Here is a 17,012-nt window from a genome sequence, read left to right as displayed (position 1 = left end):
CCCAAGAGTAAGAATAAGAGCCGAGCTGGCTCTTATTTTTTTAAGCGAGTTGGGTTGCCTTTTTCTTAAGAAGTAATAGTGCGGCTATGGCGACTAACGCCAAAAGCCAGCTCACTTCAACTAAAGTCGTATGTGTGGTGGGTAACATTGAAAGACATAGAGTAAAAATTGACGCAGCTAGCATCTGCAGTGCTCCATAAATAGCACCTACTTGCCCTTTATGGTTGGGAAATAGATACAGTGCGGAGACCGCTGCAATCGTAATCAATAATGACGCACCGAACGCGGTAACGGTAAAACCAATAACAATCATTACAAAGCTATTTACTGAAATACTGTATGTGGTGATTACAGACCCAACGAGCTGAATAGCACAACCCCAACTCATGGTCGTATTGTCAGTGATGTTATTCTTTAAATAGCGATTCCATATTAATCGAGCAGTTATACTGCTTGTTATTAGGGCGATTGAGCATATTCCAAATTGTGTTGCTGATAATGAGAACTCATTATTGGCAACGAAAGCTCCTGTGATCTGAAAAAGCATGATACAGCTGTTAGCACTAAACATCATTGCTAAAAATGCAAGAAAAGTGGTGTCAGAAGCAATCATCCAATAATCATTTAACATTTGCTTTGGCTTAATGGCATTTGGGTTAATTTCTTTAATGGTTTCTTTTTTTATAAAGAAGATCACGAGTGTGATAATAAACCCGATAACTGCCATAAATACAAAGTTACCCATCCAACCATAACATTCAGAGATATAGCCACCGATGACGGGAGTGAGGCCAGGCAGTGCCATAAAAAGAACTCCCATCCACGCAAGAAGCCCCATCAATTCAGTCCTAGAAAAAGAATCTTGTAAGATGGTTCTGCATAAGAGGTATAAGCCGCCAACTCCTGCACCTTGGATGATTCTTGAAAGAAGTAGGACGTGGATATTGTCTGACATTAAACATCCGATAGAGCCCAGAAGATAAATCAGTGAGGATATGAGGGCGATTGGCTTACGGCCGAAACGTTCAGAAAGTGGGCCACATATTAGTTGGCTTATGGCTAGTGCAACAAAAAAATAGCTCATAGATTGTTGAGCAAGTGATGCAGTAGTATTTAAGCTGGTTTCTATGTCGGGCAGACTGGGTGAATACATACTAGATGCAAAAAAGAAACTAGATGCCATTAGAAGACTAATAAAAGTAAGAGTAACCTTAGACATAATATAATTAACGACCTCTCAAAATAATAAACAAGCCTGTAACCGCTGGGGTACTTGGATTTATAGGTTATTATTTTTTGGTCTAGATGGTTTTATCATAAGCGCCAAGTAGTATTGACTAAACGACATATTATGCTGGCGACTTACCTTTTTGGTACTCTTTAAAAGCGGTTGAGAAGGCTGATAGGCTTGAGTACTCGAGTTCAAAAGCAACATCTGTAGCTATCATTCCCGATTTGAGCAGTTGTTCTGCTCTTTCCATGATAACGGTATTTCGGATGTCTTTGAAAGAAGCATTGAAGTGACTTTGAAAAAGTCTGTTTAGGGTTCTCACGGAGGCACCCGATGACGTGGCAAACGTAGAAATAGACATTTTTATGTTAGGTTTGTCTGAAAAAGCCTCAATAATTGGTATAAGTCGTCGGTCTATTTTTCCGTCCGCTAACATCGGGTTTGTTGCGACCTTGCATGAGATTAGCTGGTCAAGGAGAACCGCTTTATATTCATTGTTTAGTGATTGAGAGGGCCCACCATTTTGCCAAATACTAAACAACTGAGTGAGAAGTGGACTAGTTTCAAGAGTGCACATGGCTTTTGAGGGCATGTGATCCAGCTTGGGTAATGACAATAGAGAAGTTTGGGTATTCTCTAATATTTCAACTCTGTGCATTGTATTAGGGGATATATAGAGCAAACTTCCTGGCATACATAATAAACTTTGATCACTTGCATAAGCGATATGGCAGCCCTTATGTAAGTAAACAATATGAGCGTGTTCATGTTGATGAAAATCGCGTATCGTCGACGTATCGTAGTGTTGTACTATCAGTTCAAATATCATCTGACTTGGTCCTTTTAATGGTGATTTATCCAATAATCCCATATAGGATGTTTTATTCAGTACTATTTAGGCTTTGAAACCCACCATATATTCGTGTACAAGTTGTAAGCCAGCATGCTGCCCCGAAAACGAAAGCAATAATATGAAAATACTGGGGAAAAATACAAAATAATACAAGACATGCTATGGTTTCAGTCCCTTCTGTCAACCCACTTAGATAGTACAGAGACTTTTGTGAATAGACAGGATCTGGAACATTTCTCTTGGCGGCCATTACTGCAAATGCTAAAAAGCTGCTGCCAGTTCCAATGAAAGAAAAAATTAAAAAGGCACCAGCGACGCCATTTTGCGAAGGTTCGTATAACACAAAGGCAAACGGAATCATTGAGTAAAAAATAAAGTCGAGCACAATATCTAAAAAGCCACCCGCGTCAGTAATGCCTTGAATTCTGGCAAGGGCACCATCGAGACCATCGAACATTCGGTTGACCAGGATTAATATAAGCGCGAGATAAAACCAACCGATGACAACCGCACCAGCTGAGAGTACACCAAACAAAAAGCCAACAGTAGTAATTTGATTGGCAGTTACACCCAATTTATCGAGAAGCTTTGCACTTTGATAGAGAGGCCATCTTATTGCTTTTACGGCAAATTTATCCAGCATATGCATTCTCCCAAGGCCAAGTTAGGCAAAGGCCACCGGAGGGAACATCCGCTTTATCATGTGTGACCATCAGAGCAGGGATATTTGCTATTCTTATTTGTTCCTCCACCCAGAAGCGAAACTGTTCGCGCAGCTCTTGATCTAACTTATTGTACGGTTCATCAAGTAAAGCAAGCTTGGGTTTGGCGAGTAGCATTCGAGACAAAGAAATTCGAGCTCTCTGGCCTCCTGATATCTGATCAGGGAATGAGTTTGCTAGGTTGTTTAGTCCGATGCTATCTAGAGTTGATAATGCTAACTTTTCACGAGCAGAGCCTCTGACTTTATTTGGTATTGCAAATGCGAGATTCTGCCAAACATTTAGGTGAGGGAAGAGAAGATCATCTTGAAATAAAATGCCCACCTGACGCTCATGTGCAGGCAGCCCACATAACACGTCACCACATAACTCTATGTGGCCAGAATATTTAAACCCATCTGAAAGATGCCCTGCGATAAGGTCTAATAGGGTCGACTTACCGCATCCGCTAGGGCCCATTAGAGTAGTTACTTCCCCGGGTAAAGCTTCAATATTCAGTGGACCAAGAAGTGTATTTCCATTGGGAGACTCAATCGTAATCTCTTTAAGTAGTAGCGTCATTCGCTGAGTTTCCTTTGTTTATGATTCGATATCTTTGAGAGAACTTATAACTCATTAACATCGCAATTGAGAAAAAGATGAGAGGTAAAAATGTTTGCCATAAAGCGTAAATGGCGGTCACTCTTCTGTCTGCGCCACTTGCGATAGCGACCGCTTCGGTAGTGATTGTATTGACTCGTCCGGAACCTAGCATCAGTGTTGGTAGATATTGTGCAAAGCTGACACTGGCTCCAACGCTCCATGCGATAACAACTCCGGGTAACAAATTGGGTAATTTTATGTTCCACCAAGCGTAGGTTGGTGACTTTCCAAGGCTTGTGGCAACGTTAATAAGCTTTGCGTTAAAGTTTCTCCAAGGCCCATCAAGCGAGAGGTAAACATAGGGGAAAGCAAATAGCACGTGTGCCCAACATACCCAAAATAAATATAAATCAGTACCTATAAGCAAGGTCATTATCTGTATTCCAAAGAGAATTGATAGCTGAGGAATGAGCATAGGTATAGCGATGATATAGTTTGGAACTCTCCAAGATGACTTTCCGTGGTATTCATGAGCTATGACGGCGAACAGTAACGAAACAGTTGAGCTGACTAGAGCAACAAAGACACTTTGTTCAATGGCATTGAGAATATTATCCCACTCATACAGCCAAAATTGGTTACTCCATTGGGTTGGTAACAATTTGGGAAATGGCCAACGCTGAGCGAAACTCCATATTAAGGTTATCGGAACGATAAGTAGGGTTAGACCAAAGGTACACAAATAAAAAAATCTACCGGAAATCTCTGGACCATACCTTCCAGAGAATTGCCATCTGATGTATTTTTTGCAAAGCACCCATTCAACCATACGGTTAGCAGCAATCATTAAACTAGCAATGACGAATAATAGCAGTGCTCCGGAAGCTGCTCTTGGTAACATAGCTAAATCTGGGTCATTAAACCACTGCCAAACCAACACAGAGAATGTGGGAGGGTTTGTAGGACCGAGTACTAGAGCAACATCCACCACAGAAAGTCCATAAGCAATGACAGCAAAAATTGGAAAGCGAAGACCACTCAGCCATCGTGGAAAAATACACTTCCACCAAACTTGTGAGGGCCTATATCCCATTGCTTGACTCACTCGTAACGTTTTTTCGACATTGAATTGATGTAAGACAGAGATGCTCATCAGGAGCAAGAATGGCACTTCTTTAATCGTTAACATAACGATCAGTCCCAGAGCATATGGGTCCTTAATCAGTAATGCTCCACCAGATAACGACTGAACATAGTTATACAAATCCGCATTTAGAGAAAGCAGACGGCTTATTAGTCCCGTAGGAGAAAATAAAAAAGCAAAACCTATTGCGAAGGCGACATGCGGTAAAGCCAGAAGTGGAGCCAATGTTTTCTCAAGCTTATACCAAAACTTTGTCCCCCATGACGCTTGAATGATGATAAAAGAAAAAAAGCAGGCAAGGAATGTACTTATTGCTGAAGAGTAGATGCTGAGTGAGATTGATGTCCACACACCAGCCCAGTCAAAAACACTGATTAACCCTTGTATATTTGGTTCAGTCAGATTGAGAGGAGGCAAATACCCCAGGGCAGGAAGAATAGCCCCCAATATCCCAGGGAAAATAGGGACAATGCAGACAAAAATGACGCCTAGGTAGAGCATGTAAAGCATAGTGTTGATTATTTTCCGTATCTTTCCAGCCAAGCTTTTTCTAATGCTGTTTGCCAACTAGGATGAGGCTCTGATATTGCTTTAAAATGCTTCGATTTTTTTGCGGTTCCAGAAAGGTATTCTGTTTGAAGTACTGACGGGTCTCCCCATACTTCAGTGTCCCCTTTGTGTGATTGAGCTTGCGGGCCGAGAAGAAAATTAATGGTTACCATGGCAGCTTCTGAGGACGAACTGTTCCAGGGGATGGCCAGAAAGTGAATATTTGAGAGAGCGCCCTGTTTCATTGCGTAAGCAGCGGTATTGTAGGTTAACTTTCCATTTGCTTGTGCTGAATAGACAGCATTTGGATTGAAAGTGATAGCTAAGTCAATTTGGTTGTCATCGAGTAATTGGATCGTTTCAGCACTACTGCTAGGAAATTGTTTACCATCTCGCCACGCTACTTGATGAAATGAGTCTAAGTATGACCACAATGCTTCAGTAACTATTGGAAACGTTTTCATATCGACAGGAGACGAGAGCGATTTATCGTTATCGGTGAGCTCAATGAGTAGTGCTTTCAAAAAGCTTGTACCGTGGAAGCTTGGTGGCTTAGGGTAGGTGAGTCGTTTGGGGTAAGCTCGAGCATAACTGAGCATCTCTGAGAATGATAGAGGTGGATTATTCAATTTGGTTTTATCATGGATAAAAACGAGCTGACCTACTCCCCATGGGGCCTCTAACCCTTCGGTAGGCTCTGAAAAATCGACGTCTATCGGTAGGCTTTTATCAACGAACTTCCAGTTGGGAAGTTGACTGACAAATGGGCCTAAAAGCAGTTGCTGATCTTTCATAGATTTGAAGTTTTCTCCATTTATCCAAACCATATCGACGCTACCATGGGTATTTTTACCCGCAGTTTTTTCTGCAACGAGTTTTGCCGTGGTCTTGGAAATATCGGAGACTTTGACATGTTTTAACTTTATTCCATATTGGGTTTTAAGTTCAGAGGCTGCCCACTGGATGTATCGATTCACCTCTTGACTACCACCCCATGCATGGAAATAGACGGTTTGACCTTTTGCTTTGCTAGTGATCTCTGTCCAACTATCTGAAGCAAACGATGATAGAGACAAAGTAACTAATGCAATGAACGTGAAAATTTTGGTCATAATATTCCTTATTTGAACAGAAGATCGGCCAGACTATGATATAGACCGGACTGATAATATTTTTATTCATTATGACTGAAAAAATCGCTTTATTAACTATTTATACACGATTATAACCGAGCGACTTCAAGAACATTGACTCAAAGCGAAGTCGCTTGGGTACTGCAGAATTAACTTCAGTTGAAAAATCAAAACACAAACTAACTTCTAGCTTAGTCGCTATCTTATTTCCAATCATCAAGCTTGAAGGTGAGGGTATGGGTGTCACCGTTTAAAATCATAGAGTCTTTATTGATGATGATGTTGGACCAATCTGACAATGTTTGAGAAAAGGCTTGCTCGGTATCCATGATATCACCGAAACACATTTTTCTCGTCATTGCCATGTTCTTGACTCGAAATTTTTCACCCGAAAGTTCTGCCTCTCCAAAAAATCCATTACATCCTGCATTACCATTTACACTCAAGTTTTCTCCAATTTCCAATGTGGCTCTTTTATCACCTACATCAAAGGGGTTGTCGCCATTTATGTTGACTAATACCCACCGGTGGTGAGCCAAATCTTGTGCGGTTGGTGGAGTATTCATATGGCTAGCACATGAAGTGACAAGGACAGGTAGTGCCAGTGCTGTTAAGAGTGACTTAATGTTAAATCTCATAGTTTTTTAATTCCTTTCAAGCGACATACTATATGAACATACTTAATGAACCTAAAGATGCCTGCAAATGTTGGGTATAAAAGCATTTGGGTTATACTTAGCGTATACCTAAGTGACTTCGAAATATAGGCTTTAGCGAGTAATCACGGAATCGAATTCAGAGAAAACAATCTATAAAGATAGCGAGCTCTTGTGAGGTTGTGAAGCAATGAAACCAGTCCCCAAGAGCAAGTTATATTGCCCTTAGACGTTGTTAACGACTTCTGAACAAGGTCGGTCTACCTTCAAGAGGTCATCATCTCTGCAGGTTTAGCTATCCCAGATGAACTAGGCACACGAGGTTACTCAAGTAAACGCGCTATATTGTCAAGGTACGGTCAGTTGGTTTGTTTTAAGTACGAGATAAGCGTCAGTCTGAACTGAATTTTATAAGGGGATCTGGAGGGAAGTTTTTGGAGCAGATTGAATTATTTAAAGTGCCTAGTCCGTGTATAGGTGTTTGTGACTCGGACGCTAAGGGGTATTGCAAAGGATGTATGAGAAATCGAACGGAACGATTCGAGTGGCTCAATATGTCTCCATCCCAGCAGCTTCATGTCATTAAACTATGTCGCCAGCGCTATTATAGGAAGCATAAAAAAACTCACGTTGAGATGGAAATAGAAGAAAATGATCCTCAGCAAACTTTATTTTGAGGCTTCAGCTTTCATTCCATATTATCTTAAGGCGCTGGAAATATTAGGACTCACCATCACTTTACTTAACTTTCCAGTTATTGCTGACCCAGCCGCCAATGTTGTCATCGAAATGGCAGCCTGAAAACCTTGAGTCGTTCTGGAATTCATAGTCGCAGTCAGATTTTGAATCGAGCAAACCTTGTATGTAGTTTGTCATTTGGTCTGAGCTACTCAATCTGTTTTGCCTCATTGCTGCTTCTTTTATAAGTTGAAGTCGATAAGAATGCCTAGATCTTTTCATTTTGTGATTCCCTTCACATACGCACGCTTGTTATCAAAAATTAGGTAGTTAAGAGCAAGGCGTCAACTGAGACAAAGAATGACTATTGTGAAACAGCTATGAAAATCTTGATAGCGTAAATCTTATCTCTATGAATACATGGGTAAGAGCGAGAAAGAATTGACCTATTTCGGTAACAAAAAATTCATCTGGGTTTTGTGAGTTTATTTGGGTAAATAAGAGGGTATTGTAGCCATCGACTTGTTAGAGGTGTTTTCGCCCAAGTGACTTCAAGGGGCAGGGGACAAATGATTTCCTTGTCTGTAAGGCCAGCCATTCTCGCTGGACTTAGCACCTTGAAGCTCCTTGGGTATATTGCTTGTTATTTATTACTTTGTTGCTGGCACTTTTGAGACGTGACTAACTCATCCGACATTAGTTGGCCTCGACTATTTCGAATCTTAATACGATAGTGGATGCCCAAGTCTAAGTTAGCTTTGGTATCTTTATTACTACAATAAGTGTTGACGCTTTGTGCCAGCAAAGAGGCTGTTGGTTTGGCGCCTTTTGCGTCGTCATTATAGACCATCATAATTTCAATGATATTTCCTTTTGAGTTGGCTCTCATTATTGATAAAGGACCTGATTCTAAAGGAAGTTCTGAAGCCAAGAGGCTTGCCCTATTTTTTGCCACCATCTCAAGATACTTCTGCTTTTGCGACGCAGCGGAAGAACATCCGACTAAGAGAATAACAAAAGTGATTACGCTGAGTTTTCTGATGATATTTTCCATGGTTAGAAAACTTTCTTAAAAGGTTTCACGATCACATTTTCATACACCCCTGCTGCAATATAGGGATCTGAATCAGCCCATGCTTGAGCTTGTTCAAGTGAATCAAAGTCTGCGATGACGGTTGAACCAGTAAACCCAGCCTCTCCCGGATTGTCTGAATCGATGGCAGGCATTGGACCAGCGGTGAGTAATCGTCCCTCATCTTGCAAACTTTTTAGACGTTCGAGATGCTGAGGACGAACGCTGAGTCGCTTTTCGAGAGAGTTTTCGATATCTTGAGAGAAAATGACGTACCACATGTTCAATTGTCCTTATGAATTATAGAGAATTCGTACTTTACTCTAATTAATTGTTTTTGAGAGCATAATATTTTTAACATATCAGGTCAGCAAATAAAACGCTCCGATTATTAACTATTGATTCAAGCATTATGTTAACCCGTATCAGAGACACTAAGCTTTTGAATCTTCGACGTATTATTGCGATTACCTATATCTTTTGTAACAAATATAACAGTGTTACCTAGGTATAAATTCCTATATAAGTAATCAATTTTTCTGCTCTGAGTTATCTTTTGGCATGTGCTTGTAACCATAAAATGCAGTGATTGCGGTAAAGCAGAACGTAGCGAACAACAATCCAAAGACCTTAAAGTTGACCCATATATCTAGAGACATATTAAATGCTACGTATAGATTAGCGATTGCGCACAGGGCAAAAAAGCTAACCCAAGCCCATGTAATATGACTCCATATTCTCTTTGGCAGATCAATTTCATTTCTGAGCATATTTTTAATAGGCGATTTTCCCAGAAACTGACTTACCATAAGCCCTACAGCGAACAGACTGTAAACAATTGTTACTTTGTATTTTATAAAATCATCATTGTGAAGAAGTATTGTCAGCCCACCGAAAATTGTGACAATACAAAAAGTGACTAGCTGCAATTTTTCTACTTTTTTGTTAACGATGAAGAGACCAGCTATTTGGACAGCAGAAGCGATGATGAGTGCTGCGGTGGCAACATAGATATCATAAAATCTATATAATATAAAAAAGACAATTAATGGAATAAAATCAGTGAATTGTTTCATAAAAAAATCATTTAGTGTGCAACTTCAGCTAGTCTACCTAAAAATTTTTTAATCACAAAGTCAAAATCGAATAGATATACCCAAATGGCTTCAAGGTCAGGAGATTTAGGGTGTTTTCACCGGCTTATGGTAACGGTGAGCAATTCCTAATCTTGCCCGCTAAACCTAGTGCTTTGAAGCTATTTGGGTATATTGCCAGCTACTGTTACTTTTCTATATACCCTTCATTTTGTAAACTAGCGAGGGTAAACTCTAGCTCCTCATCACTCATGGAGAAACAGCAAGATTTACCTGTGATGCCGTTGAGATATTCATGATACTCCACCTCGGTAAAGTGACCGAGCCTTTCTTTGAGTAGGCTTTTAATCCCATGGTGAATTAATCGATAATAAGTGTGACGTGACATTTCCATACTTTAACCTCCAAAAAATATAACAAGAACAAAGCATGTTATGTGCCACATCATCGATACTTCAAAATTATTAAATAAACTCAATAAGATAAAAATACAGACTAAAATGGCGTCATATTGTTCAAAATAATGACGGCAAATTTACGTCGTTTTTGATTTGTTTAAGACTGATTTTAGTGTTGCATCTAGGGAATCTTTTGTCGTTGGCTTGGTTAGGCGGCCATCCATTAACTCCTCCATTTTTAATAAGTCCTCTGCCCCAGACTCTCCTGAAAGAGCAATGATTGGTATACCAGGAAATGTCTCACGGATAATTTTTGCAGCTTTAAAGCCATCCATTATCGGCATCTGAATGTCCATAAAGACGAGGTCTATGGGATTACTTTGAATAATTTCAATCGCTACTTTTCCATTATTGGCGAGGATAACGCTGTAACCAAGCTGTTTTAAGTAGAGGTTTACGAGGGTACGTTGAACTTCTTTGTCATCCACGACGAGAATATTGTGAGAAGTGAGACTCTTCGACTTTAATCGAGGGTCCTCAGTTTTACCATTATCGTGGTGCGGGAATGGATGATAGCTAACATTCCCACTCTCTTGCTTAAATATAGTCCCGACATCAATATTTTTGGCAGGAAACGAAAGCGTGAAAGTTGTATGTTCATGTAACACTGAATGGCAACTCACAGATCCACCAAATGAGCGCATTACTCTTTGACAATATCCTAATCCAAGTCCGCTACCCCCACTTTTTTTGTGGCTGAAAAAGTCATCAAAAATTCTATCGATTAAGTTTTTTGGTATACCCGGACCTGTGTCTTTAAAGATAATATGATTTTCGTACTTTCCTTCCTGGGTACGAATTTCTATTGTACTCGAAGGATAGGCATCAAAGTAATAAATGGCATTTCTTAGCAGATTAAAAATGACAAAATTGAATAATGTCTCATTTATTTTTACCACAAAATCGTGGTCAAGTTTTAGTTTGATCCTTCGAATGTCTTGCTCATTATCGAAGCCATATTGGTTTATTGCGCCATTCAGTGCTGCCGTAACAGACGTTGCCTCGACTGGCTCGTGCTCTAAGCTTGAGTCATTAACTTCTCTAAGAATAATATCAATGAGCTGCTGTCCTCTCTTAATCGACCTTTTTCCTTTATCCACGTGTTTCTGTAGATCGATCTTTTCGATAGGGAAATCGAGCTTTTGATTCAACGATTCAAATTCAAGTTGGATCTGAGCGAAAGGATTACGCATCTCATGTGCAATTGAGTTTGCGAGTGCTTGAGACTGACGTACTTTTCTCTCGTAGTTAATATGAACCTGTACTTTTTGAAGCACTCTCTCAAGTGCTTTCAACTCCTCGAAAGAAAAGTTGAGTCCACCTTGTTTTCTACTCGAGACTAAAACGTGGGTCAACTTATTGTTGGATTCGTAAATCGGTAAAACCAGTGCCGAGTTCATTTCGTTCATACTGCTTCGTAGAGTTAGCAACTCGGTATCATCTGTCTTTTGTAATCCATCTTCCAACTCATCAATTACCAGAGGAGCACTGTGGTTGGTAAAGTAGGAACGATATATACTTGCACCTTGGCAGTCATCAAGTAGTTTTAGGCTATTACTTGGTACTCCGAGGTAACTTGCGAGTGATTCAATCGCTCTACTTGGTGATTTTTGAAATTCCTCTTCAAGTTTTGCAATCTTTTCTGTCGGTGAGTTTGCTGAGCCATAGAGTAGATAACTCAAACATGTTTTCACTATCTTTGAGGCATGTGGCCACGATAATCCGACAGTAATAATCGAAGCCATCACCACGGTCATACTCAGGTAGTCCATAGGCTTGGAAATAAACGCAATGGTTGCATACCCTGATGCTGTGATCAGTACTGTAAGAAATACAAAGCAAAGATATTTAAAGCTATAAAAACGAGATGCGAGGATAGCATATCCCATGAATAGCATCTCACTGATGGATAGTGCTGGAGGAAGCCAAGTTAGCGAAAAGTTTTTGAAGAAAAAGGTAAACCACATTTGTATCATTGCTGTGGATACCATAAAAATTGCCATTCCAAGGATCATATAGTTGACCCTAGTTCTGCTGAGCCTGTTACCGCTTCTTTTTATCGACCATAGGTTTAAAAAGGTAAGCCCGAATATAAGGGTCAGAGCGACAAAAAATAGCCCTGTGCCTGGACCAAAATCAAGGATAAAGTTACTTGGGCCTACAACACTCACCGATTTCAGCATTATTCCGGGAATAAAGTTGATCGCAGCACAAAAGCTCATTACTGAAGCTGCGAGGATCAACTGCCAAGGGCTCACTGCAAATGTGGTTGAGTGGCTCCTTAGTTTTACAGAGAAATAGTAGGCAGATCCGAATGCTAAAATCGTAGAAAGGTTAGCGAGTATGGCTACACTTTCTGCAAACTTTGGCCCAAACTCTAACAGCCATCCGGTATGGAAGTAGGCATTACTCAATATCCAAACGAATAGGCCAGCAGTGTAGGAGACATAATAAGCATATTGTTTAACGCTACTTATGCCCTTCTTCTGGACAAGAGTAGCGCAAAAGAATATTGCCCATACTAAAACTAGCAGGGCGATACAAATTAGTAATATTGCCTTGGGATACATAAGGTGCTCGGCAATGTTGTTAAATGTGTCTTGGCTCATTTCCATGAAGACGATGCTGTTTTAACTTATCAAACGTTGCTGTTTTATAATGTTGATATCTACATTGTGATAAGGCATGTTTTAGCTTATCGACAACCCAGACGCCTTTGTGCGTGACTGATTTTGCACTTTCCGGCGTCAGTTTACAGTAACTGAACGGAATGTATTCATTGTCTGTTAAACTCTGGTAGTAATGTAACATCAATGGCTGTTCAATAATTGTGAATGCTACGTCAAAGCCAAAATTATGCAACTGCTGCATTAATCTCTTTTGACAAAGATAAAGTAGAAAAATTCTCTGACGCGTATTCCCAGCTACGGTGAGACGAATGACTTCACAACACTTGCTCTTCTTTTCGATTGAATGCCATAAAGAGGATTCAAACTCCTCATAGCTCTTTATTTCAGAGAATTTTACCATATCGGGTAAAATGTCCAGCCGTTCGAATTCTTTTGTCAATTTGTTTTGATTGATAGAGTGCCAATAATCAGCTCTAAAAAATGGAGCAAATGACAACCAATCTTCGGAATTTTCATATGTGTTGATCAGGGCCGTCGATACGACCACAGGGTAATCAAGGTGATTGTTCTGCTGCGCCAAAATGAAGTGTGTCCCCACTAAAGAGATCTCCATTTTGTACAATATTTCATACCAATGTTGTTCCCATACCAAGGTGTAAAGGTTTGTCAATAAGATGATGTCTGGCAGAAGCATTGGATAAGGGCTATGCGGAGAATAATAAAGATTACTGTGTTCTTCGACTCGTTGGACTACAAAATCTATGAAGAGTTGTTCGTCTTGACTGTCCTCAAAGTTATTATAATTCACGCTGCTCGTATTCTTTGTGTGATATTTATGGTGTATGTTCCATATGTTAAAGGCACACCAAGCTTCAGCCCAATTACCAAAAGAGGTAAGAAGTTGCTTTTCAACTTCGAACCAAGGCTCGGGTTTATCGGCAATTTTAGACTGAATACATTTGGCATATTGAGGCGAATTCATTTTTGTCTTGATATTCGTCTCTTTTAACGCTGGACTTTGTTCAACAGCTTGTTTCATTCTTAGGTCAGCGATTGTTTGAAAGAATGTGTTCCCATCTATACCGAAATTTTTTTCAAGTGTTTCGAAAATTCCGATCACTTTATCATTGTTATCATATAGTTTTGCAGCGAAGCTAGAAATATTCATTGTATGTATTGATTTTGTAGTTTTTAAAGCGGCGTAGTATTCACTTACATAAAAGTTTGTGCAATTTATTTATTATGGATTTATCCCCAGTACCATTGTGGATTGTGTTAATTTTGACTTTCATCACCATTATTGATCTTTTTAATCTCATTATTATCACTACCAATGTTGATTGAAAGGTCATTTAATGACTAAATTTTGGTCAAATTTTATATACAACCGGTTTAGACAGTGAACTTTTCTCTAGAATGAGTAAAAAAAGAATATTGTTCTGATAGCTTTGTTACTAGTAATCAATTTGGCGGGTTTTGAGCTAGTGTATTAGATGATTTTGTGAAGAAATCCTGTTGACTTAGAGTTCTATCCCATTGTTTTTGGGAAGAAAATAATTCTATTCAATAAAAAAGTTGGCGAAAATCATGAGCTTGGCATACACTTTTCAATGTGAAGTCGATATGTTGTTGATTGGCTTGGCTAAATGCTATGGTGCTGCCTTGTGGTGGCAATGTTTAACACAGCTTTGAGGAAAGTTTTATGGCGCTCACAAAGGCCGATTTGGCTGAGAACCTGTTTGAGAAGCTTGGATACAGTAAACGGGATGCCAAGGAAACGGTTGAGATGTTTTTCGAAGAAATTCGTAAGGCGCTTGAAAGTGGCGAACAGGTAAAACTGTCTGGATTTGGTAACTTTGATCTTCGTGATAAGAATGAGCGTCCAGGTCGAAACCCGAAGACAGGTGAAGACATTCCTATCAGCGCTCGTCGCGTTGTGACGTTCCGCCCAGGACAGAAACTGAAAGCCCGCGTCGAAAACATTAAGCCGGACTAAACATGGTTTCGGTAGATTAGAGTTCTTTTAGGACTAAACAAAAACCTAGCCAATGCTAGGTTTTTTGTTTCTGGTTCAGTCTCGCTTCCAAAGAGCGTGGCAGAACTTGTTCTCGGGATTTCGACTTATTAAGAGGCGAGCGAAGACGTCATCAAGTTGGTCGTCTGCCTCATTTACTAATCCGATTCTCACTTCCGCGTATATTTCTTTATCAATATCAAATCCTACATGCTCAACCCAATCATCACCAACTTCCACTAGCTCAGCGGCACCTCTTTCGTCAAATTGAGCAGTAAAGAGAAGGACATCAGCAGGCTCAAGGCTATCGGGTGCCATCTCCAAAAAAATGTCATAGGCGGCTTCTATCGCATCATCGTATGAAATTAACTCTGACATAACTAAGCTCGGTTCATATATTTTCGTTCAGCTGTATTGATTACCACTTTATCTCCTGTGGCAATATACTCGGGTACTTGGATGGTTAATCCTGTGGAAAACCTTGCAGGCTTAGTCCGCGCCGATGCTGACGCTCCTTTTATTGAAGGGTCAGTTTCTTCGATGATCATCTCAACAGAAGAAGGCAATTCGATGCCAACAGCATTGCCATCAACAAGAATTACCTGAAGACCTTTAATCTCCTCTGTTATAAATAGAAGCTCATCTTCTATCTCTTGCTGCTTAAATGTATATTGAGAATAATCCTCACTATCCATAAAGATGTATTCATCTCCATCGATGTAAGAGAAAGAGGAGGTGCGTTTAAACATATCGACAGTATTTAAAATGTCGTCGGATTTATAACGTTCATCAACTCGTGAACCTGAAGCGAGGTCGGTACAGCGTAGTTTATAAATCTTCGCTCCGCCGCGACCACCGGGAGTCGTTATTTCGATATCTTTTATTAGTAGAGTTTTTCCATTGGACTCAATAGCAAAACCTTTTTTAAGTTCGCTCGCTTTTGGCATTTATCGTTTTCCTTGGTATTAGTATTTTACCGAGCATTATATACCTATGACAGATTTGAAGGAATATCTTGATTGTTCTACAACAGTGAGCGAACATTAGAAGAGTACATTTGATTGATTTGTTAATGGTGAAATGCATCTTTCTACGATAGACCCTAACGACGCCTTCCAAGCAGCTTACCGCCCAGTGATTGATGAGTTAATAAACTTCTTAACAAATGGGCTGGGAGAAAATTTACACAGCATTTATCTATACGGTAGTGTTGCCCGTAAAACAGCTAAAGAAAATCTATCAAACATAGATTTTATCGTTGTCACACATGCTCCTTTTAGTGATACAAGGACAACTTTGTTTAATTCTATAAAGTGGCGTTTTCAAAAGGCCTATCCTTTTGTTACTGAAGTTTCATACAAAACTGCCTTGGTGAATGAAGTTGCCAGTTTAGAGAGTATTTTTTCTTGGGGATTTCTCCTGCGGCATTGCTCTGTTTGTATTTATGGTGATGATCTCTCAGAATGCTTTGGAGATTATGAGCCTAGTTGGGAAATTGCCAAGTACTGGAACATGGATGTCGAAGACTGGTTAGCAGTGTATCGCAATCGTATTGCTCGATGTAAAAATGATGCTGATCAGGTTAAAGCCCAAAAGATGATTTCAAAAAAGTTACTGAGGGCCAGTTACTCGCTTGTTATGTATAAAGACAAGCAGTGGTTTGATGATCCTGTTGAATGTGGTCAAGCATTTTTAAAGCACTACCCAGAAAAAGAGGTTGAAATTCATCGCTTGGGTATACTGCTGTCTGGGCATGTTATTGCAAAGCGCTCAGTAATTGGCATCCTTGATGGCTTTGGAGAATGGTTGGTTGTGCAATATAAAAAGACAGAGTTTAGGATTGGCTAGTACTAAGAGCTAACGAAGGTTATTCTCTCACCTATACCTAAATGACTCTATAATTCAGATTTATACCTAAGTGACTTCAAAATGCAGGGTTCAGAGCGATGCCATAGTGTTGAGTTCAAAGAAAACAGCATTACGAGATAGTTGGTAGATTCTAAGTTATTTGACGATGAAATCCGTCCTTTGCTCCTGCATAAGGGGCAATTTGCCTTGTTGTGTAGACGTTGCCACCGATTTTCAATTGAGATGCCCCAATCTTCAAATTGTTGTCTTGTCGGCAATGTAAGCCAATCTCGTTGAACCTAGCATCTTGAGTTTACTTGGGCATAGTAACCGTATTAATGAGGGAAT

At 39.9% G+C, this 17,012-nt stretch carries 19 protein-coding genes; 3 read left to right on the top strand and 16 right to left on the bottom strand.

Features of this window, described 5'->3' with window-relative positions; all coding sequences use genetic code 11:
• Positions 1 to 40 precede the first annotated feature (40 nt).
• The 7 genes from RH40_RS16425 to RH40_RS16395 form a co-directional block, all read right to left on the bottom strand.
• Positions 41 to 1,219, bottom strand: a complete 1,179-nt coding sequence (locus RH40_RS16425; RefSeq protein WP_009602787.1) for a Bcr/CflA family efflux MFS transporter — start codon at positions 1,217 to 1,219, stop codon at positions 41 to 43.
• Positions 1,220 to 1,349: 130 nt separating this feature from the next.
• The gene (locus tag RH40_RS20445) at positions 1,350 to 2,060 is read right to left on the bottom strand and encodes an AraC family transcriptional regulator (RefSeq protein WP_009602786.1); all 711 of its coding nucleotides are present in this window, start codon (positions 2,058 to 2,060) and stop codon (positions 1,350 to 1,352) included.
• 52 nt (positions 2,061 to 2,112) lie between these two features.
• On the bottom strand, positions 2,113 to 2,727 hold the full coding sequence (locus RH40_RS16415) for a CDP-alcohol phosphatidyltransferase family protein (protein WP_009602785.1): 615 nt from the start codon (positions 2,725 to 2,727) through the stop codon (positions 2,113 to 2,115).
• The gene (locus tag RH40_RS16410) at positions 2,717 to 3,367 is read right to left on the bottom strand and encodes an ATP-binding cassette domain-containing protein (RefSeq protein ID WP_009602783.1); all 651 of its coding nucleotides are present in this window, start codon (positions 3,365 to 3,367) and stop codon (positions 2,717 to 2,719) included. Before RH40_RS16410 ends, RH40_RS16415 begins: the two co-directional genes overlap by 11 nt.
• Positions 3,351 to 5,042, bottom strand: a complete 1,692-nt coding sequence (locus tag RH40_RS16405; RefSeq protein WP_009602782.1) for an ABC transporter permease — start codon at positions 5,040 to 5,042, stop codon at positions 3,351 to 3,353. The genes RH40_RS16410 and RH40_RS16405 overlap by 17 nt, the downstream gene beginning before the upstream one ends.
• Positions 5,043 to 5,050: 8 nt before the next feature.
• Entirely contained in the window at positions 5,051 to 6,193 is a 1,143-nt protein-coding gene (locus RH40_RS16400; protein WP_009602780.1) for an ABC transporter substrate-binding protein, read from the bottom strand.
• A 224-nt stretch (positions 6,194 to 6,417) separates the two neighbouring features.
• Complete coding sequence (locus tag RH40_RS16395) at positions 6,418 to 6,852, bottom strand: META domain-containing protein (RefSeq protein ID WP_009602778.1); 435 nt, start codon at positions 6,850 to 6,852, stop codon at positions 6,418 to 6,420.
• Between the two features lie 452 nt (positions 6,853 to 7,304).
• Between RH40_RS16395 and RH40_RS20440 the strand changes: the two genes are divergently transcribed.
• Positions 7,305 to 7,547, top strand: coding sequence for a DUF1289 domain-containing protein (locus RH40_RS20440; RefSeq protein ID WP_009602776.1), 243 nt, complete (start codon positions 7,305 to 7,307; stop codon positions 7,545 to 7,547).
• A gap of 61 nt (positions 7,548 to 7,608) precedes the next feature.
• On the opposite strand, the gene RH40_RS20435 is transcribed toward RH40_RS20440, so the two are convergent.
• The 7 genes from RH40_RS20435 to RH40_RS16365 form a co-directional block, all read right to left on the bottom strand.
• On the bottom strand, positions 7,609 to 7,830 hold the full coding sequence (locus RH40_RS20435) for a hypothetical protein (RefSeq protein ID WP_009602773.1): 222 nt from the start codon (positions 7,828 to 7,830) through the stop codon (positions 7,609 to 7,611).
• A gap of 361 nt (positions 7,831 to 8,191) precedes the next feature.
• The gene (locus tag RH40_RS16390; protein WP_009602772.1) at positions 8,192 to 8,602 is read right to left on the bottom strand and encodes a GspS/AspS pilotin family protein; all 411 of its coding nucleotides are present in this window, start codon (positions 8,600 to 8,602) and stop codon (positions 8,192 to 8,194) included.
• 2 nt (positions 8,603 to 8,604) lie between these two features.
• Entirely contained in the window at positions 8,605 to 8,901 is a 297-nt protein-coding gene (locus tag RH40_RS16385) for a YciI family protein (protein WP_009602771.1), read from the bottom strand.
• A gap of 249 nt (positions 8,902 to 9,150) precedes the next feature.
• Positions 9,151 to 9,696: a septation protein A gene (locus RH40_RS16380; protein ID WP_009602770.1), complete on the bottom strand. Its 546-nt coding sequence runs from the start codon at positions 9,694 to 9,696 to the stop codon at positions 9,151 to 9,153.
• Between the two features lie 205 nt (positions 9,697 to 9,901).
• Complete coding sequence (locus RH40_RS16375) at positions 9,902 to 10,108, bottom strand: hypothetical protein (protein WP_009602769.1); 207 nt, start codon at positions 10,106 to 10,108, stop codon at positions 9,902 to 9,904.
• Positions 10,109 to 10,249: 141 nt separating this feature from the next.
• Entirely contained in the window at positions 10,250 to 12,787 is a 2,538-nt protein-coding gene (locus tag RH40_RS16370; RefSeq protein ID WP_009602768.1) for a hybrid sensor histidine kinase/response regulator, read from the bottom strand.
• On the bottom strand, positions 12,762 to 13,970 hold the full coding sequence (locus RH40_RS16365) for an acyl-homoserine-lactone synthase (protein ID WP_009602767.1): 1,209 nt from the start codon (positions 13,968 to 13,970) through the stop codon (positions 12,762 to 12,764). The genes RH40_RS16370 and RH40_RS16365 overlap by 26 nt, the downstream gene beginning before the upstream one ends.
• Before the next feature lie 534 nt (positions 13,971 to 14,504).
• Here RH40_RS16365 and ihfA point away from each other — a divergent pair.
• Complete coding sequence (gene ihfA / locus RH40_RS16360) at positions 14,505 to 14,798, top strand: integration host factor subunit alpha (protein WP_009602766.1); 294 nt, start codon at positions 14,505 to 14,507, stop codon at positions 14,796 to 14,798.
• A gap of 75 nt (positions 14,799 to 14,873) precedes the next feature.
• Here ihfA and RH40_RS16355 read toward each other — a convergent pair whose 3' ends face one another.
• Together RH40_RS16355 and yeiP are read right to left on the bottom strand one after the other, a co-directional pair.
• Complete coding sequence (locus RH40_RS16355) at positions 14,874 to 15,194, bottom strand: HI1450 family dsDNA-mimic protein (protein WP_009602765.1); 321 nt, start codon at positions 15,192 to 15,194, stop codon at positions 14,874 to 14,876.
• 2 nt (positions 15,195 to 15,196) lie between these two features.
• Positions 15,197 to 15,763, bottom strand: coding sequence for an elongation factor P-like protein YeiP (yeiP, locus tag RH40_RS16350; RefSeq protein WP_009602764.1), 567 nt, complete (start codon positions 15,761 to 15,763; stop codon positions 15,197 to 15,199).
• A gap of 133 nt (positions 15,764 to 15,896) precedes the next feature.
• Here yeiP and RH40_RS16345 point away from each other — a divergent pair, with 133 nt between their 5' ends.
• Positions 15,897 to 16,664: a nucleotidyltransferase domain-containing protein gene (locus RH40_RS16345; protein ID WP_009602763.1), complete on the top strand. Its 768-nt coding sequence runs from the start codon at positions 15,897 to 15,899 to the stop codon at positions 16,662 to 16,664.
• Positions 16,665 to 17,012 lie beyond the last annotated feature (348 nt).

This window comes from Vibrio caribbeanicus ATCC BAA-2122, assembly GCF_000165125.1.
GTDB lineage: Bacteria > Pseudomonadota > Gammaproteobacteria > Enterobacterales > Vibrionaceae > Vibrio > Vibrio caribbeanicus.
Note: the sequence above shows the minus strand (reverse complement) of the source record. Positions and strands in the feature narration are given on the sequence as shown.